At 32.8% G+C, this 23,214-nt stretch carries 22 protein-coding genes; 1 reads left to right on the top strand and 21 read right to left on the bottom strand.

Annotation, left to right across the window (positions count from 1 at the left end; translation table 11 throughout):
* Positions 1–26: 26 nt before the first annotated feature.
* From QMO72_RS07245 to cmk, 21 genes are all read right to left on the bottom strand, one after another.
* Positions 27–2,735 (bottom strand): helicase C-terminal domain-containing protein, encoded by a 2,709-nt coding sequence (locus QMO72_RS07245; RefSeq protein ID WP_103267258.1) that lies wholly within the window; start codon positions 2,733–2,735, stop codon positions 27–29.
* 23 nt (positions 2,736–2,758) lie between these two features.
* Positions 2,759–3,730, bottom strand: coding sequence for a biotin--[acetyl-CoA-carboxylase] ligase (locus QMO72_RS07240; protein WP_103267259.1), 972 nt, complete (start codon positions 3,728–3,730; stop codon positions 2,759–2,761).
* Positions 3,717–4,922 carry a CCA tRNA nucleotidyltransferase gene (locus QMO72_RS07235; protein WP_103267260.1) on the bottom strand — a complete coding sequence of 402 codons (1,206 nt, stop codon included), beginning with the start codon at positions 4,920–4,922 and terminating at the stop codon, positions 3,717–3,719. Before QMO72_RS07235 ends, QMO72_RS07240 begins: the two co-directional genes overlap by 14 nt.
* A complete protein-coding gene (bshA, locus tag QMO72_RS07230; RefSeq protein WP_103267261.1) occupies positions 4,915–6,066 on the bottom strand; it encodes an N-acetyl-alpha-D-glucosaminyl L-malate synthase BshA in 1,152 nt (383 codons plus the stop codon). Before bshA ends, QMO72_RS07235 begins: the two co-directional genes overlap by 8 nt.
* A 30-nt stretch (positions 6,067–6,096) precedes the next feature.
* A complete protein-coding gene (locus QMO72_RS07225; protein WP_103267262.1) occupies positions 6,097–6,414 on the bottom strand; it encodes a nucleotide pyrophosphohydrolase in 318 nt (105 codons plus the stop codon).
* A gap of 260 nt (positions 6,415–6,674) precedes the next feature.
* A complete protein-coding gene (locus tag QMO72_RS07220) occupies positions 6,675–7,370 on the bottom strand; it encodes a zinc metallopeptidase (RefSeq protein WP_103267263.1) in 696 nt (231 codons plus the stop codon).
* Positions 7,371–7,407: 37 nt separating this feature from the next.
* Complete coding sequence (locus QMO72_RS07215) at positions 7,408–8,010, bottom strand: DUF1405 domain-containing protein (protein WP_103267264.1); 603 nt, start codon at positions 8,008–8,010, stop codon at positions 7,408–7,410.
* Between the two features lie 4 nt (positions 8,011–8,014).
* Positions 8,015–8,581, bottom strand: coding sequence for a YpiB family protein (locus QMO72_RS07210; protein ID WP_103267265.1), 567 nt, complete (start codon positions 8,579–8,581; stop codon positions 8,015–8,017).
* A gap of 18 nt (positions 8,582–8,599) precedes the next feature.
* Positions 8,600–9,847, bottom strand: a complete 1,248-nt coding sequence (locus QMO72_RS07205) for a tetratricopeptide repeat protein (protein WP_103267266.1) — start codon at positions 9,845–9,847, stop codon at positions 8,600–8,602.
* 5 nt (positions 9,848–9,852) lie between these two features.
* Positions 9,853–11,151, bottom strand: a complete 1,299-nt coding sequence (gene aroA / locus QMO72_RS07200; RefSeq protein WP_103267267.1) for a 3-phosphoshikimate 1-carboxyvinyltransferase — start codon at positions 11,149–11,151, stop codon at positions 9,853–9,855.
* Positions 11,152–11,160: 9 nt separating this feature from the next.
* Positions 11,161–12,228 carry a 3-dehydroquinate synthase gene (aroB, locus tag QMO72_RS07195; RefSeq protein WP_103267268.1) on the bottom strand — a complete coding sequence of 356 codons (1,068 nt, stop codon included), beginning with the start codon at positions 12,226–12,228 and terminating at the stop codon, positions 11,161–11,163.
* A 37-nt stretch (positions 12,229–12,265) separates the two neighbouring features.
* Positions 12,266–13,432, bottom strand: coding sequence for a chorismate synthase (aroC, locus tag QMO72_RS07190; protein ID WP_103267269.1), 1,167 nt, complete (start codon positions 13,430–13,432; stop codon positions 12,266–12,268).
* A gap of 400 nt (positions 13,433–13,832) precedes the next feature.
* Entirely contained in the window at positions 13,833–14,282 is a 450-nt protein-coding gene (gene ndk / locus QMO72_RS07185) for a nucleoside-diphosphate kinase (protein ID WP_069824018.1), read from the bottom strand.
* A 141-nt stretch (positions 14,283–14,423) separates the two neighbouring features.
* Positions 14,424–15,377: a polyprenyl synthetase family protein gene (locus QMO72_RS07180; protein ID WP_199196692.1), complete on the bottom strand. Its 954-nt coding sequence runs from the start codon at positions 15,375–15,377 to the stop codon at positions 14,424–14,426.
* Positions 15,378–15,403: 26 nt separating this feature from the next.
* The gene (locus QMO72_RS07175) at positions 15,404–16,105 is read right to left on the bottom strand and encodes a demethylmenaquinone methyltransferase (protein ID WP_069824017.1); all 702 of its coding nucleotides are present in this window, start codon (positions 16,103–16,105) and stop codon (positions 15,404–15,406) included.
* A gap of 16 nt (positions 16,106–16,121) precedes the next feature.
* Positions 16,122–16,679, bottom strand: a complete 558-nt coding sequence (locus tag QMO72_RS07170; protein WP_069824016.1) for a heptaprenyl pyrophosphate synthase subunit A — start codon at positions 16,677–16,679, stop codon at positions 16,122–16,124.
* Positions 16,680–16,989: 310 nt separating this feature from the next.
* Complete coding sequence (locus QMO72_RS07165; RefSeq protein WP_002483248.1) at positions 16,990–17,262, bottom strand: HU family DNA-binding protein; 273 nt, start codon at positions 17,260–17,262, stop codon at positions 16,990–16,992.
* A gap of 167 nt (positions 17,263–17,429) precedes the next feature.
* Positions 17,430–18,428 carry an NAD(P)H-dependent glycerol-3-phosphate dehydrogenase gene (locus tag QMO72_RS07160; RefSeq protein WP_103267185.1) on the bottom strand — a complete coding sequence of 333 codons (999 nt, stop codon included), beginning with the start codon at positions 18,426–18,428 and terminating at the stop codon, positions 17,430–17,432.
* Between the two features lie 17 nt (positions 18,429–18,445).
* Positions 18,446–19,756 carry a ribosome biogenesis GTPase Der gene (gene der, locus QMO72_RS07155; protein ID WP_046836484.1) on the bottom strand — a complete coding sequence of 437 codons (1,311 nt, stop codon included), beginning with the start codon at positions 19,754–19,756 and terminating at the stop codon, positions 18,446–18,448.
* A 183-nt stretch (positions 19,757–19,939) separates the two neighbouring features.
* Complete coding sequence (gene rpsA, locus QMO72_RS07150) at positions 19,940–21,121, bottom strand: 30S ribosomal protein S1 (protein ID WP_103267186.1); 1,182 nt, start codon at positions 21,119–21,121, stop codon at positions 19,940–19,942.
* A gap of 298 nt (positions 21,122–21,419) precedes the next feature.
* Positions 21,420–22,079: a (d)CMP kinase gene (gene cmk, locus QMO72_RS07145; protein WP_103267187.1), complete on the bottom strand. Its 660-nt coding sequence runs from the start codon at positions 22,077–22,079 to the stop codon at positions 21,420–21,422.
* Positions 22,080–22,157: 78 nt separating this feature from the next.
* Here cmk and QMO72_RS07140 point away from each other — a divergent pair, with 78 nt between their 5' ends.
* Complete coding sequence (locus QMO72_RS07140; protein ID WP_103267188.1) at positions 22,158–23,132, top strand: asparaginase; 975 nt, start codon at positions 22,158–22,160, stop codon at positions 23,130–23,132.
* Positions 23,133–23,214: the final 82 nt, after the last annotated feature.

Below are 23,214 nucleotides of genomic sequence, written 5' to 3'. Positions count from 1 at the left end.
GCATGTATAAGTTCTAGTTGCATGTGTTAACTTTTACGATTGTTAGCTTCATCTTTTTTTAATTTTTTAAGTATACTAGAAAATTGTTTGACGTCACCTTTCTTTTGGCGATAACTCTCTAAGGACTGTTCGAAAAATTGTTTGTAATTACTACGTATTAATCGATCGTCAAATGATACAATAATACCTTTATCGTGCTCATTACGTATTAATCTACCAAGGCCTTGTCTAAATCTTGTTACTGCATCCGGTAGTACATATTCTTTGAATGTAGAAGTGAACTCAGATTCCATAAGCCAATACTTGGTATTGTTCTGATTCATGAACGGTAATTTAGCTATCATTACGCACTTAATCCCATTGGATTGGAAATCAAATCCTTCAAAAAATGTACCTGTCCCCAGTAAAATTGACTTATCAAAGCTATTAAATTGCTGCACGATTTTATAATTTTGATTTTGTTGTTGAGTGAGAATTACATAATCCTCAAATTCCGGTAGTTCATTTAATAATTCTTGTACCATATGCATCATTTTATAGCTTGTAAATAATATTAAACATTTGGATTCCACAATATTTACGTATTCTATAACGTAATTAACAATTGAACTCACATAATCTTCAATATTTTTATAATTGTATGATGAAACATCATTAGGGATAAATACAGTGGTCTGATTAGGTGACATCACTGTAGTGTCAATCTCATATGTGTTAAATGCTACATCTTTATTAAACCATTGTTTAAAATGATCAAACGAATGATTAAAGGTTAATGTGCCTGAAATAAAAGTCAGTGATTTAAATTTATCTAACACTTGCTTGGTTAGTATTTCTTTTACATTGTAATCTTTCACATTCAGTCTAATCGTTGACTTCTGACTTAAATTTTTAATTGATAAATAACTTGTATGATTATTTTTCAAGCTTTGTTCCATTGCTTTGAATCGATCATTAATGTATAGCATTTGTTTACGTACAGACTTAATTGTTTTATGACTCATTCCATTGAAAAACTCTAAAGCCATATTAAGTTTATGTGTAATTGCGTGTAAGTCGTTTAAAATTGGAGTTGCGTCAAAATGATATACAAAATGCAATTTATGTACTTCATCATCGTGAATATCAGCAGTTTGTATTAAATCAAACATCGTTTTAAACAACTGTTCATTTAAATCATGTATTTCATTTACCGTTGTTTTCAACCCAAAAACATCTATAGGTGGAATGTCTAACTTTTCTAAAATTCTTTGTTGCTCTAAATGATCGATAGCCTTGAGTAATTTATCATTTTCAGTCTTACCTATGAGCCCAAGCTGATATTTAATGTCTGAGTAGCTTAGTTCATTTGTAACTTGGTTTAAAGCATAGTCAGGTAAACGATGGGCTTCATCAATGATACAGTCATCAAACAATTGATAAATTGAATTGTCATGTGCGGCATGGATTAAGTGCGCATGATTGGTGATACCAATTTGAATATTTTGAGCATTACGTTTAATAAAATTGAAATAATGGATATCGTTGCGTACTGGTACATATGTTTCGAGCTTTTGATCAAAGTACATTTGTTGCCCGCCTTTAAGATCTAACTCTTGTATGTCTCCAGTCTCAGTTTCAGTAATCCAAATTAATAATTGCATTTTCAAAATAGTAACTTCGTAATTATTCGATTCATCTTTTAAAATTTGACTAATAAGACCTAAGGAAATATAATCGCGTTTACTTTTTATTAAAGTAGCATTAATTTTAAAATTCAATGCTTGTTTAAGTGCAGGTATATCTTTTTCTAATAATTGGTTTTGTAACAATTTAGTGTTTGTAGAAATCATTACATGCTTACCTGTTTCAATATTGTACATAAGTGATGCAAGTAGATAAGCAATTGATTTTCCGCTTCCTAACGGTGCTTCAATCATCGCCTTTTCACTGTGCATTAATTGTTCGAGAATAATCTCTGATAAATACAATTGTTGAGGACGATACGTCAGATTTAATTCTTTAGTCACTAACGTATATAATTCTTTTAAAGTACCATTAAAATTTACCGTAGGTGCTTTGAAATCTATTTGCTTTTTGTAAATGATTTGTTCAAATTGATCATAAGCGTCATCTAATGTCTTATCGTCATGATTACGAACCATTTCAAACAAAATATCATGTAAGTCATACTTTAAATTTTTACTTAAATAATACAATTGCTTTAAAGTGTCTAATGGTAATGCTTCAAACTTATTAAAAGCGAGTATCATTAATTGAGCTGTAGTTGCAGCATCTTCATCCGCACGATGTGCATTATTCAATATAATACCATGCGCTTCAGCTAGCTCACTTAATTGGTAACTTTTATCTGTAGGAAAAGCTACTTTAAATAACTCTAAAGTATCCATGACTTTTTTAGGGCGATATTTAATATTACAATTTTTAAAAGACATTTTGATGAAATTTAAATCAAATGCGACATTATGGGCGACAAATATACAACCTTCTATTTGTTTATATATGTCATCGGCAATTTCATAAAAATATGGTGCTTGATTTAGCATTTCTTCTTCTATTGAAGTTAACGCCTGTATAAAAGGAGGAATTTCTAAATCTGTTTTTATCATTGAATGGTATGTACCAATGATTTTATTTTCACGAACAAATGTAATACCGATTTGAATAATTTCATCATATTCTAGTTGATTACCTGTTGTTTCTAAATCTACAACAGCATAACAAGGTTGCGTCATGTCTATTCCTCCTTTCCGTGGTTTTACAATTCAATATCTGCGCTGATTAAACAATGTTGTTCTTTATTTTCATCTATAACAATCAAAAAGCCACTGTCATCAATGTCTAGCGCTTCACCATAGAATTGTTTGCCATTTTCAGTGAATCTTAATTGTTTATTCCAAATATTTGAGGCAGCAATATATTCTTCACGTATAGATGAAAAAGGCGTGTTGAGAAATTGTGTATAACGCTGCTCTATGTGATTAACCAAAGCCTGTAAAAAATAATAACGATTTACTTTTTCAGTTGCATGTATACGAACACTTGTAGCCTTTTGGGATAAGTCTTCAGAGAAATCTTCAGGCAAGTGATTCATATTGATACCAATACCGCAAATTACCGCTTCAATGCCATCACTGTTTGCTACCATTTCTGTTAAGAAGCCACACACTTTCTGGCCTTTAATATAGATATCATTCGGCCACTTAACTTCCACCTTTTCATTACTAAACTGCTGTATAGCATCTCTTATTCCTAAAGCCATAAATAAATTAAACTTAGTTATCATATCGAAGGCAACGTTAGGTCTTAGTACAATAGACATCCATAAGCCTTTGCCTTTAGATGAAGACCAAGGTCTGTTAAAGCGGCCTTTACCTTTCGTTTGTTCATCGCTTAATATTAAAAATGTATCACTATTCCCAACTAATTTTTGTTTAGCAAGTAATTGTGTAGATTCAGTGGTTTCTAATACTTCAACGTGTTCGAAGACATTTTGTTCTTTAATCATCGGTAGCACAATGCCACTATACCATTTTTCTGGTAGTTGAATTAACCGATGTCCTTTGTGATTAATCGATTCAACTTTGCATCCTTCTATTTTTAATTGATCAATAACTTTTTTTACAGCTGTACGTGAAATAGACAATTGTTCAGCGATGAATTGACCTGAAATATATTCAGGTTGATATTGATATAACATTTGGATAACATCTTTACTATATTTTGACATGCCTTTTCACCCACTCTATTAAATCTTCTTTAATGTTTTTAACGTCACCAGCTACGACGGCGCATTCAATTTGGCGTAACGCTATTTTTACCCATGCGCCACTAGGTAGATCCATCGTTTGTATCAGATCTTTGCCATTTATATTTAACTCTTTTCTAGAAATGATAGGTAATTGCTGAATTACTTCATTAATAGTTATTGTATTTATTATTAATGGAGAAATAGTCACGATATCATTATGATTGATTACGTCTAAATAGGTTAACACTTGTAGTATATCTTCTTTGCCATAATCGTAAACAAATAATTTCAATGCCTCTTTATCATGAACTTGTGGCATATAACGCACTAATTGTTCTAGCCTATGAATACGTCTTTTGTCATTATTACTAATTTTCAATGCCGCGAGTTTTCCATCAATGGTTGGTTGTTGTACTTTTAATAAAGCAACAAACATTTCGAAAGGTAGTGGCACTTCTATCATAAATCGCGAGATATCATACTCTTTAAAGAAAGGAATGTACTTAAATGCTTCAAAATCCTTTAAGTTAGAAAAACTTTGGGCAACGTAACGACCTAGCATTAACTTTTTAAGTTCTACGATAATACGTTCAATGGATAGATGCGCGATATCCGCGATGTGTGCATGCATACCTTCATAGGTTTCTTTTTCTAAAGAGAATCCAAGTTGAGATTGAAAACGCAATCCTCTGATAATACGTAATGCATCTTCGTTAAAACGTTCATCTGCTTTGCCGACTGTTCTAATGATGCGATTTTGTATATCTTTTTGGCCTTCAAAATAATCATGTATTTGATAATCAATATCCATTGCGATTGCATTCATTGTAAAGTCTCTTCGTTTAACGTCTTCGTATAAATCTCTTACAAAAAACACTTCATTTGGTCTACGGTGATCGTCGTACTCACCTTCAGCTCTAAACGTAGTTACTTCGTATTGATCATTATTGTAGACGACATTAATCGTGCCATGGTCTCTACCAATAGGAATGGTTTTATCAAAGATCGCTTCTATTTCATCTGGCGTCGCACTGGTTGTAATATCAATATCGTGTATTTCTTTATCCATAATATAGTCTCTAACTGAACCACCTACAAAAAAAGCTTCAAATTGATGTGCTTGTAGGTGCTTTAAAATGGGTTTGGCTGTTTCGAATAATGATTTAGTCATTGTTACCCTCTAACATTTTTTTATAATAATATTCATATTGATCGGCAATTAAGTCTGATGAGAAACGTGCTGCCACGTCCTTTAACATACGCGATTGCATCGTTTTATATAAATCATTATTAGTTAATAATTTTATGGCATATTCATATGCAGCATCACTATCACCGATGTCTACAATAAATCCAGTTTCTTCATGTTTAATGACTTCTTTAATCCCACCGGCTGTTGAACCAATAGGTACCACGCCAGACTTCATAGCCTCAAGCAAGGTCAGTCCAAAACTTTCCTTTTCACTTAATAATAATACTAAATCAGAAATTTGGTAAAATTCGCTCACCCAATCTTGTTTACCTAGGAATAATACGGAATCTTCAACCGAGAGTTCACGCGCTTTTTCTTTCATATCCATGAGTTCAGGCCCGTCACCCAATAACAGTAATTTAGAAGGTAGCGTTTTGTGAACCTTTGCAAATGTATCGATAATGGTATCAATACGTTTCACTGTTCTAAAGTTAGATACATGGATTAACACTTTTTCTTCCGGTTTAATACCATAACATGCTTTTAATTGTTCACTTTTAGTCGTTGGTTGGTCTGCTTTTGTTGGAAATTCATTTTCTCTGACAAAATTATAAATAGGAATGATTTCTTTGTCTGTTTCTATAATATCATTGGTTTGTTGTGCTAATGACTGACTGACACTAGTCACTACATCACTTTCTTCGATACCAAATTTAATCGCATTTTTTAATGAATGGTCATAACCTAGTACAGTGATGTCTGTCCCGTGTAAAGTGGTCATAATCTTAATGTTCTCATTACCGGACATATGTTTTGCTAAAATTCCACAAACCGCATGAGGTACTGCATAGTGCATATGTAATATGTCTATATCGTATTCGTTAATAACTTCAGCGATTTTTGTACTTAGTGTAATATCATATGGTGGGTATTGAAAGACAGCATATTGATTTACTTCAACTTGATGGAAAGTAATATTAGGTAATGGCTTACGTATCCTAAAAGGAATATTAGATGTTATAAAATGGATATCATGGCCCCGTTCAGCAAGTTTGATTCCTAACTCAGTAGCAATAATTCCAGAACCACCCATGGAAGGGTAACAAGTAATTCCGATTTTCATAAGGTGGAACACCCTTTCTTTGTCTTTTAATTATTTTCGTTCAAAACGATTTTTGTCACGTGTATTAAATTTATTCATAGTTTCATTAAAACTTTCAGTCATGTCTATATCTAAGGAATTGGCAATACATAATAAAACGAATAAATTATCGCCCAATTCAGCTTTAATTGTATTTTCAGCTTCTGATGGTTTTTTCTTTTTTTCACCATAATAATGATTAATTTCTCTAGATAATTCCCCTACTTCTTCAGTGAGCCTTGCAAGGTTGGCTAATGGAGAGAAATAACCTGTTTTAAATTGACCAATATAGTCATCAACTTCTTTTTGCATATCACTTATTGATTTCATATTTATACGCCTCACATTCTAACAATATCTAATATAGTATAGCTTAATTTTATGCTTCATGCATTATTCCTGCAACAGTTAAACACTATAGGCGTTTGTTCGTTTATTAATGATTCATTTGAGTTGTAGGATTATTCTAAAAATAGAAAATGAACGTATATAGATCGTCGCTAAATGCATGAAGATTTGTATGAAATAAAACCTCATATTTCCATACATAAAAAAGCATCCCATTGTTTATACAATAGGATGCTAATACATTATTCACTTGATCTAGCAATAAGGATAAAGCGTGCAAGTTCTGCTAAAGCTACTGCTGTTGAAGCAACATAAGTCATTGCTGCAGCTGTAAGTACTTTTTTAGCATGACGATACTCATTTTCGTTCACAATGTCTAAGCTTTGAATTTGTTTCATTGCTCTACTACTTGCGTTAAATTCTACAGGTAGCGTAACAATGGAGAACAATACGGCAAAGGACATAAATGCAATACCTATCCAAAGTGCTGTAGAGCCTAATGTGCTTTGTAAACTTGTTAAGATAATACCAGCAAACACTGCTAAGTAACCAATAGAGCTACCTATGTTAGCAAGTGGTACTAATGACGTTCTAAATCTTAAGAAGAAATAGCCTTGTGCGTGTTGTATTGCATGTCCCACTTCGTGAGCAGCAATCGCAGTACCAGCAACCGATGGTCTACTAAAGTTAGCTGGTGATAGTACAAGTACTTTTTTTCTAGGATCATAGTGATCAGTTAGAAAACCTTTTCCTTCGATGACATCGACATCATAAATACCGTTTGCGTCTAATATTTCTAGAGCAACTTCTTGCCCTGTCTTACCACTTGTTGATCTTACTTGTGAATATTTTTCATAATTAGATTTCACTTTGTGCTGTGCCCATAGAGGGAGTACCATTAAAATAACAAAGTATACTATCATATAGATAAAAGACAAAAATCCTCACTCCTTTATTAACATTTTACTGTGAACGTTAATGATGGTCAAATATTTTAGACTTTTTAAATCGAGTTAAATATAAATATAATACTAATGGAATGACACTTAATACAAAGGCAAGATAAGCTACACTTTCCAGATGGCTACCAATAAAATCGTAAAATGGATATTGCATAAATACATAATCAATCATATCGTTGTGGAAAACCCAAATCATAGCAATTATAAAGGCAGGTGCCGTTATTTTAAAGCGTGGATAAAACAAGAACCCCTCCAACGCCATTATACCATGAGATAAAATAAGCATACATCCAATCATTGTTACTGAATCATATTGAATGAACATCACGATATTCATAATAACTGCCCAAATACCATACTTTATGAGTGATACAAAGGCAAGTGCTTCTATTATTGAAAAGTTTTTCCCAATGATGAATCCTACTATTGCAATACATAAGAATAGTGATGCTGTTGGGCTGTCTGGCACAAATGGTATAAATTGCCAGCTTGTGACTTTTAATTGTGTACCATACCAAATATAGCCATAAATAGTCCCTAATATATTACAAATAAGTAGAAAATAAATAATGATTTTGTGATAAATAACCATATGCCATAGCGATGTTAGGTTCATAATGTCAATCCTTTGTCGTTATATTTACATCTCTTAATTTAAAAGTATTAAGGATTTGAGATAATTGATAAAATAATTCTTTATCATGTAATTGTAAACTCAAATCAATATTCTCTTGTAAATGCTTAATAATAGAAGATTCACTTTGCTTTGTTAACGGTATACTATAAATATCTTGCATATACATTGCATAGTAAGGAGAGTTTAATAATTGTGCTAATAACAATTCATCAAGCCTAGACTCTCTATGCTGATTTTTATTAAAATATATCTTAATATCGAAAGGTACAGATTGACTTACAACAAAATTGAAAATCTCATCAGTATTTATAAGTTGCTGGTCTTTGAGTGTGAGTTTGATACCTTGTTTATCGGTATCAATCACAGCAATTTCTAATGTGTTGTGGTTTGAAATGATTTCGTCAACAAAATGTATTTGTTGTAAAGCATCTATTGAGCTTTTAATATAATTTAATACCCACACACTGATCCGCGACTTGAAATTATAATGAAAGAGCATATATTCAATAAACGTTACTTTAGTTTGTTGTAATTGCAATGTATCAGTCAATCTATTCACCTTCCTTATTTAGAAAGATTGTAACCTTTCAGATTCATCATGCCATGTTTCGTTACTTGGTTCGATCTCAAGCAAGTTGTTTAAAATCGCCTTCCCTTGCTCGATCTGACCGATTTCAATGAGGTAGAAATAGTAGTCACTTAAAAAGGCAGATTGTGTTTGTAGCGTTGGAAAAGCTAATTCATAGAAATGTTGTGCTTCTTTATCACGTTCTTCATGACCTAACGCATAAGCTAAATGCCACATGAAGACTGGGTCTAAGTCTTCTTCATCGACATATTGTAACAATCCTATCAATGATTCATAGTCTTCTTCTTGTCTATATAAATCGCTTAAGATGAGTAATGGTTCTTGGTATGCATTATCAACTTCTAGCGCTTGAATCAATAATTGTACACCTTCATTAGCGTCACCGTGCTCGATTTCTATACTACCGGTAGATACCATTAATTCTTTATAGAATTGACTTAATCTTAAACCTTCTTTACCAATCTCTATAGCATCAGCATGATTATGTTCATTTTCATAGAGTTGCTGTAAATAGAAGTAACCTTGTAAGAAATCAGGATCTTTGGATAATAATGATTGGATAAGTTTAATGGCTTCCAAAGTTAATTCATTTTTTTCATAGGCGATAGCTTTTTTCAAGTAATCTTCTGAATCCATCTCGTCTTCATTAATCTCATCAAACATTTTGATTGCATCACTGTAATTACCGCTCTGCAAGCTACAGTCCGCTAAGCGTGAAAAGAGATTAATACCATTCACTTCATATTCACCCGTTTCAAGCACTGTTTCATATTCAGAAGTAGCTCGTAAATACTGTCCATCATAATAGAGTATTTCTGCTAAAGCAAAATGAATGATTGGATCGTTAGGTTCGATTTCTATAGCTTCACCTAACTTATCTATTGCAACTTCTAACATATTTAATTGTTGATACAAGTCCGCTTCTAACATTAAACGTTCTGTCGATAATTCTACTTCGTTTAAATATTCTAAAGCCTCATCGGTTTGATTTTCAGACATTAAACCTTCGATGAAATAAATTAATAATTCACTTTCATCAGGATATTTATGGTATAACGTACGGAATACTTCAAGTCCTTGAGGCATTAAACCATAATTATATAACGTTTCACCAAGTACAAAAAGCGCATCATCATTTGGTGAACTTAACGCTTCATTGACACGTGAATCTAAGTTATCTAATTTTTGCAAGTTGATATCATCTATAAGTTTGTAGATATCTTCCATACTTTTTATCCCTCATTTTCTAATTGTTTTAGCTTAGGTAAGAAACCTGGGAAGGAAACATTAACTGCATCAAATTGATTAATTGTTAAAGTTTCGTCGGTTAATAAGGATGTTATAGCAAGCATCATTCCAATACGGTGATCAGTAAAGCTATCCACTGTTGCAGTTTGTTCTAATGCAGATGGATGTATAACCATACCGTCATTCGTTGGCTGTAATGTAAAACCTAATAAGTTTAACATGTTTGCAGTTGTGTCGATACGATTTGTTTCTTTAACTTTCAATTCTTCAGCATCTTTAATAATACTCGTAGCATTAGCTTGAGTACATAAAAGTGCAATGATTGGAATTTCATCGATTGCTCTTGGTACTAAGTCACCATCGATATGTGTAGCCTTCATATTCGGTGAGTATTGTACACGAATAGACGCTGTAGGTTCCGGACCATCAGTTTGATTAAATAACGTAATATTCCCTTCCATTTGTGTCACGATATCAATAATACCTGAACGAGTCGTATTAACGCCAACATTGTGAATTGTAATATCACTGCCTGGTGTAATCAAGCCAGCTACTATGAAATAAGCAGCAGAAGAGATGTCCCCTGGAACATGAAAGTCAGCAGGTTGTATATGTTCAATACCGTTAGCTGGCATTGAAATTGTAGATGATTCTGTTTTTATAGGAATATTAAAGTGTTCGAACATTGTTTCGGTATGATTTCTTGTTGTATCTTTTTCTTTAATTGTTGTAGTTTCGCCTGCAAACAAGCTTGCAAATAAAATTGCACTTTTAACCTGTGCACTCGCAACTTCCATTTCATATGAAATACCTTTTATCTTAGCTGGTTTAATGATTAATGGCGTGAAATTATCGTTAATGCCATTAATATTCGCCTGCATAAGTCTCAGTGGCTTCATAATTCTGTCCATAGGTCTTTTACCAATGGATTCATCACCAGATAAGACGGTCTCTATTCCAAGACCACATAATAAGCCAGCCACTAATCGTGTTGTAGTACCTGAATTACCAGTATATAACACTTGATGAGGTGTATTAAATTGTTTATAACCAGGTGAAGTTATCACAATTTTATCTTCATTAACTGAGATGTCTACACCTAACAGTTTGAATATTTCTACAGTACGTAAACAATCTTCTCCAAGAAGCGGTTTGTATATCGTGGAAGTACCAGTAGCTAAAGAACCGAGTATGATTGCTCGATGTGTCATAGACTTATCTCCTGGAACTTCTAACTCACCTATTAATGGACCATTTATATCAATCGTTTTACTATTTACCATTTAAGCCACCTACTTTTTAAAATATGTTAGTAATGTTGTGTATGCTTGTAGAAGTGCCTCTTTATCTACATGTTTTACTACAGGATGACCAATGCCATCTAATAATACCATTTGTACACCTTGTTGATTATTTTTCTTATCTTTGAGCATTAAATGATAAAGCGTTTCGAAGTCGAAAGTATTGATAATGTCTAAAGGATAATTTAAAGCACTTAAATAATCGATGTAGTGCGCAATGTCAAAATCTTGATTCAGTTGCTGATTAGCTACAATGAATTGGTAAATCATACCAATCATTACTGCGTGGCCGTGTGGAATTTTAAACGTATATTCTACAGCATGGCCGAAAGTATGACCTAGATTTAAGAATTTACGTACATTGGTCTCTTTTTCATCCTTGATGATAATATTAAGTTTAGTTTCGATCCCTTTAAATATATAGTATTCGATTTCATTTAGTGATGCTAAAGCAGTGGCATTTGGAAATTGTGTTTCTATATTTTGAACTGCTTCTGTACTACTTAATAAGGCGTGTTTATATACTTCAGCATAGCCGCTTAAAACTTCAGAGTATGGTAAAGTGGCTAAAAAATTCAAATCATAAATAACAGCTTTAGGTCTATAAAAAGCACCAATTAAATTTTTACCATGTTTAGAGTTAATGCCAACTTTACCACCAACACTTGAGTCATGCGCAAGAATTGTTGTAGGGACTTGTATAAAATCAACGCCACGTAAAAGCGTTGCAGCAAGAAAGCCTGTAAAGTCTCCAGTCGCCCCGCCACCAACAGCAATTAGGCATGTATCACGAGTCAATTGCTTACTTAATAGTGTTTCCATCATTTCTTCATAAAAACTAAATGACTTAGTTGTTTCGCCAGAAGGAATGACGAGCTTATGTGCGTCATATTCTGTAGTTATAAATTCTAATGTGCTTTTCCAATTAATATCTACGGTAGCGTCGACAACTAAGACTATATCTTGATAATCTTCAATATAATTGTGTAGTTGATCAAGCGCTTGATGTTCTACGACGATTGGATAGTTGTTTGATTTATAAGTAGTTTCTAATTTCATCATTTCACCTAATCACTTTATTGATTTTAAATACAAATTAGTATTCTATGTTTAATAAGCGTTGCTCTTCAATTTGTTTTTTTAATTGATCGATATGATTTGAATGGAACTCTTCTAAAATAGCTTTTGCAATTTCAAATGCCACTACATTTTCTACAACTACACTAGCTGCTGGCACTGCACAACTATCAGAGCGTTCTATTGAAGCTTTAAATGATTCTTTAGTATTAATATCAACTGAATTTAATGGTTTGTATAGTGTCGGGATAGGTTTCATTACACCATTTACTACAATAGGCATACCATTGGACATACCACCTTCAAATCCACCTAAGTGATTTGATCCTCTGTAATAACCATTTGATTCATCATAGAGTATTTCATCTTGTATTTCACTACCAGGTTTTTCGGCAGATCTAAAGCCTTCACCGAAACTTACTCCTTTAAATGCATTAATGCTCACAACACCTTGAGCAATTCTACCATCTAGTTTACGATCGTAGTGGACATAGCTTCCAATACCTACTGGCACGCCTTCAATTACAGTTTGTACGACGCCACCAATAGTATCGCCGGCTTTTTTAGCAGCGTCTATCTTGTCGCGCATTTGCTGTGCGACTTCGTCATTTATTACTCGCACATCATTTTTATCGATGTTTGATTTAATGGTTTCAATGTCGTACTCCACGTCATCTTTAATACCACCAATTTCAACAACTCTACTATATAAATTGATATCAAGTTGTTTTAATAAAATTTTGGATACTGCACCTACTGCAACACGTGCTGCAGTTTCTCTAGCAGATGAACGCTCTAATACATTTCTTAAATCTCTGTGATTATATTTCATACCGCCAATTAAGTCAGCATGCCCAGGACGTGGTTTAGTGATTACACGCTTCATATTTTCTTGATCTTCTTCACTAATAGGATTTGCGCCCATAATATTCTTCCAATGTGTAAAGTCGTCGTTAGTGACAACGAGTGTGATTGGGCTTCCTAATGTATAACCATTACGTACGCCTGAAACAATCTCTACACTATCTTTTTCGATTTGCATACGTCGCCCTCTGCCGTAGCCACCTTGACGTTTAAACATTTCTTCATTAATTTCTTCTACTTTAATTTCTAAATTTGCTGGTACACCTTCAATAATAACTGTTAACTGTGGTCCATGTGATTCCCCAGAAGTTAAATATCTCATACTTTACCCACTCCGTTCTTTAGTACTTTAAATTGTTATATGTTCTATATCTTATCATATTCATTTAAGCAAATTAATAGAAAAATAAACAAATCATAAATCTTATGAAAATTCTATCATTTTATCTATCTATAAGTGTAACATTTGTAGTTTCATTTATAATATAAACAAGCGATTTTAATATAGTTGAGGACGTTTTTAATTAACTATTTAAACACACAAATGATATTTACTCAATCGGCTAGAAATATTGTTCTTTACACCGTCGGATAAATGCTTAAGTATTTCGAAATTTTAACATATAAAAAAACAAACTGATATGGATTATTAATATCCAACCAGTTTGTTTATACTTACTTATTAAAATAGTTGCTTGTTATACAATCTATGTATGATTAATTTATTCGTACAACCACGCTTCACGTGATTCTGTATAATCACTTAATTCTTCAGGTTTAAACCAAAGTTTAATTTCTTTATTTGCAGATTCTACTGAATCAGAACCATGTATGATATTTCTACCAACTGTTAAGCCTAAGTCTCCTCTAATTGTCCCAGGTGTAGCTTCAGATGGATTTGTCTTACCTATGATGTGACGCGCAATATTCACAGCGTCTTCAGCTTCAACAACCATTGCAAAAACGGGTGCAGATGTAATGAATTCAATCAAATTATTGTAGAATGGCTTTTCTTTATGTTCTGAATAATGCTCCTCAGCTAATGATTGAGGTACAGTCATAAATTTCCCACCTACTAATTTTAGTCCCTTTTGTTCTATACGAGAAATAATTTCTCCTATCATGTTACGTTGAACCGCGTCCGGTTTGATCATTAGAAATGTTCTTTCCATTGTGTGTTTATCCCCCTGTTTTATGTATCAATATTAAACGATGTCGTTATACTCAATAAATATGTATCAATATAAAACAACTATCAGATACACTAATATACTAACAGGTAATTAAAGCGCTTTCAATGTTTTTCACACAACTTACACATTTCTTTTCCCAACTTTTTTAATCAGTTTTTTGAACAGTGCTTTTGCGCTATCATTTTCTAACTCATCAATTAGGTCTAAAGCTTTATCTAAATACTTATTACTAATACCTAAGCATTGCTGAATAACATCAGATGATCTAACTGTGTCAATACAGTATTTAAACGTTTCTGGGCTACTATTAGGACTTAATTGTTGTATTTGCTGTTTAAATGCACTATTTTTTTTCATTTCTAATAAAACCGGTAATGTAATATGGCCATTCATTAAATCACTACCCACAGGTTTACCTAATTGCTTTTCGGTACTTGTAAAATCTAATATATCATCTACAATTTGAAAACTCATACCAATGTAATGACCAATCATTTTTAGATTATGAACAGTTTTAATATCAGCGCCAGAAGCAATAGCACCTACTTCAGTAGATAATTGGATCAGTAATGCTGTTTTTCGATTAATTCTACGTAGATAATTAGTGATGGACTGGTGTCCGTTGAATTGATCCTGAAACTGAAACAACTCCCCCATACATACATCTATAATTGAATTAGATATAATTGTATGCACACGATTATCTTCAATGTCTGATATATGTTCAAGGCCTAAAGCAAGTAAGAAATTACCAGTTAGTATAGCTGTGGATTGATTCCATTTTTTAGCAATAGTAAGTCTACCACGGCGTTTATCACTTTTATCAATGACATCATCATGCACCAAAGTTGCCATGTGTATGAGTTCTAAAGCTACTGCAACACGGTATACATCTTCGTTCATTTCTTTACCAAATTGGCTACTTAAAATTGCAACAGCAGGTCTCACGCGTTTTCCTCCTGAAGAAAATAAATGAAAGGCAGCTTCTTCAAGCACTTTATCCTCGCTTTTTATAGCCTGCTCTAATCGTTTTTCGATTTTTTTAATTTCGCTATTCATATTTAACTTTGACACGCTAATCACCTTTGGTTGATTCATTTTTATTTATAGCCAAGGTGCATTGCTGCAACGCCACCTGTAAAGCTACGGACTTTGATATTACTGAAGCCTGCTTGTGTAAACAGTCGTTTTAATTTTTCCTTACCTGGAAAATCAAATGTTGATTGTTGTAGCCACTCATATTCATCTTTTGATTTGGCGAAAACCTTGCCAAAAATCGGCATTACAAATTTAAAATATAGTTTGTATAATTGCTTGAAAACAGGTGTAGTAGGCTGACTTGTTTCTAAACAAACGACCATACCACCTGGTTTAAGTACTCTATTCAATTCTTTAAGTGTAGCTAAATAATCAGGCACGTTTCTCAAACCAAAGCCAATAGTTACGTAATCAAATTCATTATCTTCAAAGGGGAGATTCATCGCGTCACCATGAACAAGTTTTATATTGTCCATATCTTTAGTCTTTTCTTTACCCACTTCTAGCATGTTCTCACTGAAGTCAACGCCAGTAACTTCGCCATTTGGACCAACCGCTTTACTAAGTGAGATTGTCCAATCAGCAGTGCCACAACATACGTCTAACGCTTTACTACCTGGCTTGACGTTCATTTCTTTCATAACACGCTTTCTCCATGTTTTGTGTTGTTCAAAGCTAATAATATTATTAAGGCGATCATATTTACCTGATATATTCTGGAAAACATTGTGTACTTGTTCTTTCTTTGCTTTATTATCTGCCATTTCAATTACCTCTTTTTTATATTATTTCAGATGCTATATCATCTAAAAATGATTGTATTTCTATTTCAGTATATTCACTTAAGTAAGAAGGGGGATTTTCTTTTAAATTAGCTATTAATTTATGATTAATTTCTTGTATATTAGCATCAGGTATGTAGCGTTGAATTGTCACAATTGGAAATCTATTTTCCACTTTTAAAATACTATCGCCCATTCGACTTTGGGTTATATTGCCATTTTGAATAGATGATTTAATTTCGTTAATTTCAACTATTGCTGAACTAATTTTTTTTTGAAATGTTAGGTCATTTAATTTTGCTAATAATGTATAAGAATGCGCACTCAACAAGTCTCCAATTAAAATGGACTTTTTAGACGATAATGTCACAGAGACTTCGTCTAAATGGCGCATTGCAGTATCTATTGTGAGGCAAGCTAGTTTAGCTTCTTCAGGAATATCATATGAATCAAGTATCTGACTTAAAATTCTATTGATATATATTGATTCATAATGATTCACACCGCTAAGTCGCTGTGCTATTTGTTTTTCTAATATGCTTAATGTCGTTTCCATGTTCACACCTCACGTTATTATCCATATACATATTAACATTATATAGAGAAAATTAAAATCAACGAAGATTAAAGTTATAAATATTTATGTTATGTGTTCCAAAAGGATGAATTTATATTTGATTTGCTATATGTATGCTTCGTTTGAAAAATTTATGATTATTGAATATATACTATGTTAGTTACATCGTTATACCGAATCATATCATATTAATATATGGGATATGTAAATATATTGAAGTTCTTATAGTTAAAAAAGGAATATAAAAAGAAAAAGCCCCTTATAAAAGGGCTTTACTTTAAGTAAAGAATTATTTAACTGCGTCTTTTAAAGCTTTACCAGCTTTGAATGCTGGAACTTTGCTTGCAGGGATATCAATTTCTTTACCAGTTTGTGGATTACGGCCTTTACGTGCAGCGCGTTCGCGTACTTCGAAGTTACCGAATCCAATTAATTGTACTTTTTCACCTTTAGAAAGTGATGATTGAATTGATTCGAATACTGCATCAACAGCTAAACCAGCTTCTTTTTTAGTTAAGTCAGCTTGTTCAGCAACAGCATTGATTAAATCTGTCTTGTTCATTATGAATTCACCTCCCCTAGGGTTTATAATGATATTATAATCATTATGCTATGACTTTAACACAACGATTACTGCTACTGCAACGATTTATGTGTAAAAAACGTTGAAATAATGGGATTTAGATGCCAAATTGTTATATATTTTTTAAATTGTGTAATAATACCTTTTTATTCTGCTTTTTTTCCGCGCCCCATTAAATCTTTGACACTTTCCGTAACGGGTCTATTTTCGAATAAAACGCTGTAAAGCGCTTCAGTTATAGGCATTTCTACATTCTGTGCTTTTGCTAAGTGATAAACAGATTTCGTTGTATACACACCTTCTACTACCATATTCATTTCATTTAGTGCTTCATCTAAAGATTTACCTTCGCCTAACTTATATCCTAAAGTGAAGTTTCTTGAATGTGTCGAAGTACATGTAACAATTAAATCACCAATGCCACCTAAGCCTAAGAAAGTAATCGGATCTGCACCTAATTTTTCACCTAAACGACTAATTTCTGCTAACCCTCTTGTCATTAAAGCAGCTTTAGCATTATCACCAAAGCCCATACCTGTGATAACTCCACTAGCGACAGCTATAATATTTTTAAGTGCTCCACCCAATTCTACACCTACAAGATCATCATTAGTGTAAACACGTAAATAATCATTCATGAATAAGTCTTGTGTTAATAAACTTACCTCGGCATTTTTAGAAGAAGCAGCAACCGTTGTGGGTTGTTTAATCACTACTTCTTCCGCGTGACTAGGACCTGACAATACGCCAATACCCGCATTATGAGCTGGTGATATAGAATCTTCTAACATCTCTGAAACACGCTTGAACGTATCATTTTCAATACCTTTTGCTACGTGTATAAATGTTTTTTTAGATGATAAAAGTGCATCGATTTCAGTGGCCACTTCTCTCATTGCTTTTGTCGGCAAGGCCATTAAATATATTTCCGAAAAATGCGTAGCTTTATTAATATCTAAAGTAGCTTCAATGGATACATCAAGTTTCGCCTGTTTCAAATATTTACTATTCATATGTTGTTCATTAATTTCTGAAACTGTGTGTTCGTTTTTCCCCCACATAAGTACTTGGTGTCCATTTTCTGCTAATACATTAGCTAGTGCTGTACCAAAACTTCCTGTGCCAAAGACTGTAACTTTAGTCATTAAATCCCCTCCGTTAACTAATTTCTTTTTCTCGGTATAATATGCACTGGTGTGCCTTCAAATCCAAAAGCAGCTCTGATTTGATTCTCAAGATAACGTTTATAAGAAAAATGCATTAATTCTACATCGTTTACAAACACTATAAATGTTGGTGGCTCTATCGCTACCTGTGTAGAATAGAAAACATTAAGTCTGCGACCTTTATCAGTCGGAGTTGGATTCATTGAGATAGCATCAGTTACTACTTCATTTAAAGTTGAACTTTGCACACGTTTTTTATGATTTTCACTAGCTTGTTGAATATATGGGAATAAAGTTCTCAGTCTTTGTTTTTCTTTTGCAGAAACAAAGGCAACTTCAGCATAATCTAAAAATTGAAATTCTTTACGAACTTCATCTTTAAATTTCTTCATAGTATTTGTGTCTTTATCGACTGTATCCCATTTGTTAACTACTATAACTATTGCTTTACCTTCTTCATGGGCATATCCAGCTACGCGTTTATCTTGTTCGATGATACCTTGATCAGCATCAATAACAACTAAGATTACATTTGAACGTTCAATCGCCTTTAAGGCACGTAAAACAGAATATTTTTCTGTATTTTCATACACTTTCCCTTTTTTACGCATTCCCGCAGTATCAATTAATACATAATCTTGCCCATCATAACTATATTCAGTATCCACAGCATCGCGTGTTGTGCCAGCTACGTTTGATACGATTACACGGTCTTCACCGAGTATTGCATTCACTAAGCTAGATTTACCAACATTAGGACGTCCAATAATAGACAAACGGATTGTATCATCATCGTAAGGATCTTCTTCTTCTTCTTTAAAGTGTTTTACTACTTCATCTAATAAATCACCTAAACCTAATCCATGAGATCCAGAAATTGGATAAGGATCTCCAAAGCCAAGTGAATAGAAATCATAAATTTCACTTCTCATTTCTGGATTATCTACTTTATTTACTGCTAAAACAACTGGTTTCTTTGATTTATATAGCATTTGTGCTACAACTTCATCACTTTGCGTCAATCCTTCTCTTACATTCACCATAAATATAATTACATCAGCTTCATCAATTGCGATTTCTGCTTGAGCTTTAATTTGTGTTTGGAATGGTGCATCTCCAATTTCAATACCACCTGTATCAATAACATTGAAATCATGCGTTAACCATTCACCTGATGAATAAATTCTATCACGAGTCACACCTGGCGTATCTTCTACTATAGATACACGTTCACCTACGACTCTGTTAAAAATTGTTGACTTACCCACATTGGGCCTGCCTACAATTGCTACTATAGGTTTAGTCATAACTAACTTCCTCTCTTATTTAATCTCTATAATTCTATCATAAGGGGTATGTAAATCAAAAGAAATATTAAATACTTGATTTGTGTAATATTAACGTCATTTTTATTTTAAGTTTTTGCATAAAAATAAATCTTATCCTAAATAAAGGTTAGGACAAGATTTAAAGTTTAGAAAACACATGTATTAAAATTTAAAATCTTTTAATTTATCTCCGAATACATCACCTAAAGTTGGATTGTCTTCTTCTTCTGAACTACTATCCAAATAAGATTTTGTTGTTTCTTTATCACTTTCGATGACATCTTCTGAAGGTAATGTAGCTTTAATAGATAATGAGATACGTTCACTTTCAATATCAACACTAAGCACTTTCACACTAACAACTTGACCAGGTTCTAATGCTTCACTAGGTGTGCCAATGTGTTTATGACTTATTTCAGAAATATGCACTAAGCCTTGAACGCCAGGTTTAATTTCAACAAATGCACCGAAGTCAGCTAATCTTACAACTTTTCCTTCAATAACATCACCTTCGTTGAATTCACCTTTAATAGATTCGAAAGGACTTGGCAATGTGTCTTTAATAGATAATGAGATACGTTCAGAATCTTTATCTATTGACTTAACTTTGACTTTAACTTTATCTCCAATCGCAACTACATCTTCTGGTGATTTGACGTGTTCATGTGATAATTCAGATACGTGAACAAGACCATCTACACCACCAATGTCGACAAATGCACCAAAGTTAGTTAAGCGAGCTACAGTTCCTTCGATGACATCATTTTCATTAAGTGAATCTAATAATGCCTCTTTTTTCTCTGCGTTTTCTAAAGCTTCTACTGCTTTACGACTAAGTATGACGCGATTATTTGCAGGATCTAATTCTTCAACTTTTAATTTTAAAACTTGTCCTTCAAAATCAGAAAAATCCTCAATAAAGTCAGTTGAAATTAATGAAGCTGGCACAAAGCCTCTTTGGCCTACATCTACAACTAATCCGCCTTTTACGACTTCTGTAACTTTAGCTTCAATTGTTTCATTATTATCTAATTGTTCTTGTAAAAATTCATATGATTTTTCTGTTTCAAGTTGACGTTTAGAAAGTATATATGCACCTGTCTCATTTTCTTCGTCATACTCTACTTTAGTAACATATGCACCAATTTCGTCTCCAACTTTAACTGCATCACTTGGATTGTCGATATGATGCGTAGAAAGTTGACTTATAGGGATGATTCCGTTAAATTTACTACCATTAACGTGCACAATTACTTGCTTTTCTTCAATTTCAAGAACCTCGCCAGTAACTTTGTCCCCTTCTTTAATATCATTAATCATTGATTCGTTAAATTCTTCAGTCATCTTGTCTGCCTCCTTATTACACTACATAATTATAACATCTTATAATTTGACAGAATTGTCAAGAAATTCCCCTCTATTTAAAGATTGACAATTCTACTTGTTAAAAAGTTGTAATATAGGGTTTTTTCAATTACTAAAAGTTAATGATTTTTACCCAATATTTACATTTATTTATAAATGTAGTTCTAAATTGTTTAAAATAATGTACTTTATTTATATACCCATTCAAAATATAATATAACCAAAATACACAATTTATTATAGAAGTGAGATATTACTGAAAGCAATACGCTTTAAATCATCGGATTGCATCAACCATTTTTAAAATTTCGTTTGTAACTGTGTTTATATCTTTTCCAGTTGTATCAAGCGTAATTGCATCATCCGCTTTTTTCAATGGTGAAATTTCACGATTCATATCATAATGATCTCGCTCAGCTATTTCTTGCTCAAGTTGTTCTACTGTGGACTCGATACCTCTTTGTTCATTATCTTTTTGTCTACGTAATGCGCGCTCTTCCACAGAAGCAATCATATAAACTTTTAAATCTGCATCTGGTAAAACGACCGTACCTATATCTCTACCATCCATTACTATACCTTTTTTCGCTGCAAGTTCTTGTTGTTTCTTGACCGCAAAAGTTCTTACTGGTTCTTTAGCGGCTACATAAGAAACGTTGTTTGTGACATCATTTTCTCTCAAGTAATCTGTGACATCCTTATGATCTAATATAACTCTTTGGCCTTTACCTTCCTCATAAGTTAACGCTAATTCAGAAGTATTTATAAGTTGATCAAAGTCTTCAGTTTTATTTTGCTGTAAATATTTATACGTTAAAGCGCGGTACATTGCACCTGTATCTACGTAAATCATAGATAATTTAGCAGCAACGAGCTTTGCTATTGTACTTTTTCCTGCAGCTGCAGGTCCATCTAATGCAATATTAATTAGTTTCATTTCGGTAAACCTTCCTTGTTGTTTGATGAATAATATTTTATCATAAATATGTATTATATTAATAGGAGGAATGCCCGCATGAAAAAACTTCTGGTCATACATACAGGTGGTACCATAAGCATGTCACAAGATGAATCAAATAAAGTTGTGACAAATAAGGATAATCCGATATCCAATCATCAAGATGTCATTAAGCAATATGCTGATGTAACTGAAATAACACCATTTAATGTCCCATCGCCACATATGAATATTCAATATGTTGAAAAATTGAAAGACATTATTGAGCATGCATCAATAAACAGTGAATATGATGGTTTTGTAATCACACACGGTACGGATACTTTAGAAGAAACAGCATATTTGCTAGATTTGACTATAAATATTTCTAAACCTATAGCAATAACAGGTGCGATGCGTTCCTCTAACGAGATTGGTTCTGATGGATTATATAACTTTATTTCAGCAATTAGAGTTGCAACGAGTGATGAGTCATTAGATATGGGAGTAATGGTTGTATTTAATGATGAGATTCATACTGCTAGAAATGTAACTAAAACACACACCTCAAATACTAATACTTTCCAAAGTCCTAATCATGGACCTCTAGGTGTAGTTACTAAAAACAGTGTACAATTCCACCATAAACCTTACGAACATTTGATCCTAAATGATATAAATCATAATTTAAATATACCGTTAGTTAAAGCTTATATGGGAATGAATAGTGATGTTCTCACATTTCACAGTGAGCAGAAAGTTGATGGTATTATCATCGAAGCGTTAGGTCAAGGTAATTTACCGCCAACATGTATCGATGGTCTAGATAAATGTTTAAAACAAAACATCCCTATTATTCTTGTATCTAGATCATTTAATGGTATTGTCGGTCCGATTTATGCTTATGAAGGTGGTGGCGTTACATTAGCAAACAAAGGCGTAATCTTTTCGAATGGATTAAATGGTCCCAAAGCAAGATTAAAACTTTTAGTCGGTTTAAGTAACGCATTGAGTATGGAACAATTAAAAAAATATTTTGAATCTCAATTATAAAGCATATAATTAAAGCGCCAACCTTTTATTTATTAAATAGGTTGGCGCTTTTGTTTTAAAAAAGCCTTAATGATACGAAGTA

The organism is Staphylococcus casei (assembly GCF_030294405.1).
Lineage (GTDB): Bacteria > Bacillota > Bacilli > Staphylococcales > Staphylococcaceae > Staphylococcus > Staphylococcus succinus.
The sequence above is the reverse complement of the archived record's forward strand: the minus strand, read 5'-3'. Positions and strand labels throughout refer to the sequence as shown.

Bases quoted from the DNA above. Each gene is read 5' to 3' on its own strand.
- cmk (WP_103267187.1), bottom strand. From the start codon at position 22,079: ATGAAACTAATTAATATTGCATTAGATGGACCTGCAGCTGCAGGAAAA.
- bshA (WP_103267261.1), bottom strand. From the start codon at position 6,066: ATGAAAATCGGAATTACTTGTTACCCTTCCATGGGTGGTTCTGGAATT.
- aroC (WP_103267269.1), bottom strand. From the start codon at position 13,432: ATGAGATATTTAACTTCTGGGGAATCACATGGACCACAGTTAACAGTT.
- QMO72_RS07215 (WP_103267264.1), bottom strand. From the start codon at position 8,010: ATGAACCTAACATCGCTATGGCATATGGTTATTTATCACAAAATCATT.
- QMO72_RS07175 (WP_069824017.1), bottom strand. From the start codon at position 16,105: ATGGCAGATAATAAAGCAAAGAAAGAACAAGTACACAATGTTTTCCAG.
- QMO72_RS07165 (WP_002483248.1), bottom strand. From the start codon at position 17,262: ATGAACAAGACAGATTTAATCAATGCTGTTGCTGAACAAGCTGACTTA.
- rpsA (WP_103267186.1), bottom strand. From the start codon at position 21,121: ATGACTGAAGAATTTAACGAATCAATGATTAATGATATTAAAGAAGGG.
- QMO72_RS07140 (WP_103267188.1), top strand. From the start codon at position 22,158: ATGAAAAAACTTCTGGTCATACATACAGGTGGTACCATAAGCATGTCA.
- aroA (WP_103267267.1), bottom strand. From the start codon at position 11,151: ATGGTAAATAGTAAAACGATTGATATAAATGGTCCATTAATAGGTGAG.
- QMO72_RS07170 (WP_069824016.1), bottom strand. From the start codon at position 16,679: ATGGAAACGACATTAAGCATATTAGAAAAACAAATAGCACAGCGACTT.
- QMO72_RS07205 (WP_103267266.1), bottom strand. From the start codon at position 9,847: ATGGAAGATATCTACAAACTTATAGATGATATCAACTTGCAAAAATTA.
- der (WP_046836484.1), bottom strand. From the start codon at position 19,756: ATGACTAAACCTATAGTAGCAATTGTAGGCAGGCCCAATGTGGGTAAG.
- QMO72_RS07240 (WP_103267259.1), bottom strand. From the start codon at position 3,730: ATGTCAAAATATAGTAAAGATGTTATCCAAATGTTATATCAATATCAA.
- QMO72_RS07225 (WP_103267262.1), bottom strand. From the start codon at position 6,414: ATGAAATCAATAAGTGATATGCAAAAAGAAGTTGATGACTATATTGGT.
- aroB (WP_103267268.1), bottom strand. From the start codon at position 12,228: ATGAAATTAGAAACTACTTATAAATCAAACAACTATCCAATCGTCGTA.
- QMO72_RS07160 (WP_103267185.1), bottom strand. From the start codon at position 18,428: ATGACTAAAGTTACAGTCTTTGGCACAGGAAGTTTTGGTACAGCACTA.
- ndk (WP_069824018.1), bottom strand. From the start codon at position 14,282: ATGGAAAGAACATTTCTAATGATCAAACCGGACGCGGTTCAACGTAAC.
- QMO72_RS07235 (WP_103267260.1), bottom strand. From the start codon at position 4,922: ATGACTAAATCATTATTCGAAACAGCCAAACCCATTTTAAAGCACCTA.
- QMO72_RS07245 (WP_103267258.1), bottom strand. From the start codon at position 2,735: ATGACGCAACCTTGTTATGCTGTTGTAGATTTAGAAACAACAGGTAAT.